Origin of the sequence: Pseudarthrobacter sulfonivorans (assembly GCF_014712225.1) — a bacterium.
Lineage (GTDB): Bacteria > Actinomycetota > Actinomycetes > Actinomycetales > Micrococcaceae > Arthrobacter > Arthrobacter sulfonivorans.
Genome location: NZ_JACXBW010000043.1, coordinates 1 through 1,453, shown reverse-complemented (window position 1 = coordinate 1,453; position 1,453 = coordinate 1). Strand labels below are relative to the sequence as shown.

Sequence of the window (1,453 nt, the reverse complement as noted above, 5' to 3'; positions counted from 1 at the left end):
CCCGTTACATTTATTGGGTCCCCGAGCGCCGGGGGCATGGTCGCTGGACCCGGTATGACTTTCTCGCCCTGTCACTGATGATCCGGGGGGTGTTGTCGCCGGGTTCGGAGGCACTTGTTGACCGCTGATAGGGACAAGGCCGGACCAACGGGTCCAGGTCTCTTCGTAACGTGGGTGCCGGCATCGGGTGTCGTGACTGCGGCCATATAGTGGTGCAAAGGAGCGCCGATATGGATCAGGGATTCGACGTTTATTGCGGACTCGATGTCGGCAAGAGCGAACACCATGCCACCGCGTTGAACCGCGCCGGCGAACGTCTTTTTGATAAGCCGTTGCCGCAGGACGAAGCCCGGCTGCGGGAGCTCTTTATGAGCCTGCAGCACCATGGGACCGTGCTAATCGTCGTGGATCAGCCGAACACGATTGGCGCGCTTTCCGTGGCAGTGGCCCGGGACTGCGGGTGCGAAGTCGCCTACCTGCCGGGCCTGGCAATGCGAAAAGCAGCGGATCTGTATCCCGGAAACTCAAAAACTGATGCCCGTGACGCGTTCATCATCGCCGAGACGGCCCGGGCGATGCCGCACACCCTTCGCGCGGTCGACCGTGACAGCGAGGTGCTTTCGGCACTTAAGGTGCTCTCCGGGTTTGATACCGACCTGACTCACGAATGCACGCGGGCAATCAACCGGCTCCGATCACTGATGCTGCAGATCTTTCCTGCCCTGGAACGAGCCTTTCCCGGCACCATCCTGACCCGTTCCCTGGTCTTGGAACTGCTGATCAAATACGCGGGCCCGACCGGTCTTCGTGCCGCCGGACGTGGGAACGTGCTGCGCTGGGCCCGCAACCACAGCCGCAAAGACCCGGCCACGCTCATCGACACCGTGTTCGCCGCCTTGGGCGAGCAGACAGTCACCGTCGCCGGGACCGAGGCCGTGGAGCTGGTCATCCCGCGCGTGGCCGCCCAGATCAAGGAGCTCAAACACCAGCGGACCATCGTGGCAGAAGAAGTCGAGAAACTCCTGGACGACTTCCCTCTTTCCAAGGTCTTGATGTCCATGCCGGGAGTCGGCATCAAGACCGCCGCCACCATACTCCTGGCCATCGGCGACGGGAGCAGTTTCCGCACTTCGGGACACCTCGCCGCCTACGCCGGCATCGCACCCGTCACACGGCGCTCCGGCACCTCCATCCGCGGAGAATTCCCTGCCCGCTCCGGTAACAAGGAACTCAAGAACGCACTGTTCCGATCCGCATGGATAGCCTCCTGCCACGACCCCTTATCCAAGGCCTACTACGAGCGGAAACGCGCCGAAGGGAAGAAACACAACGCCGCCATCATCTGCCTCGCCCGGCGCCGATGCGACGTCATCTACGCCATGCTCAAAAACGGAACCCTCTACCAGGAAAAAGCTCCCCAAGCCGCTTGACCAAAAGCATAGGGACACCCCCC

Annotated in this window: 1 protein-coding gene; it reads left to right on the top strand. The window is 62.3% G+C overall.

Annotation, left to right across the window (positions count from 1 at the left end; translation table 11 throughout):
* Positions 1 to 230 precede the first annotated feature (230 nt).
* The gene (locus tag IAQ70_RS22450) at positions 231 to 1,430 is read left to right on the top strand and encodes an IS110 family RNA-guided transposase (RefSeq protein WP_190992164.1); all 1,200 of its coding nucleotides are present in this window, start codon (positions 231 to 233) and stop codon (positions 1,428 to 1,430) included.
* Positions 1,431 to 1,453: the final 23 nt, after the last annotated feature.

Bases quoted from the DNA above. Each gene is read 5' to 3' on its own strand.
- IAQ70_RS22450 (WP_190992164.1), top strand. From the start codon at position 231: ATGGATCAGGGATTCGACGTTTATTGCGGACTCGATGTCGGCAAGAGC.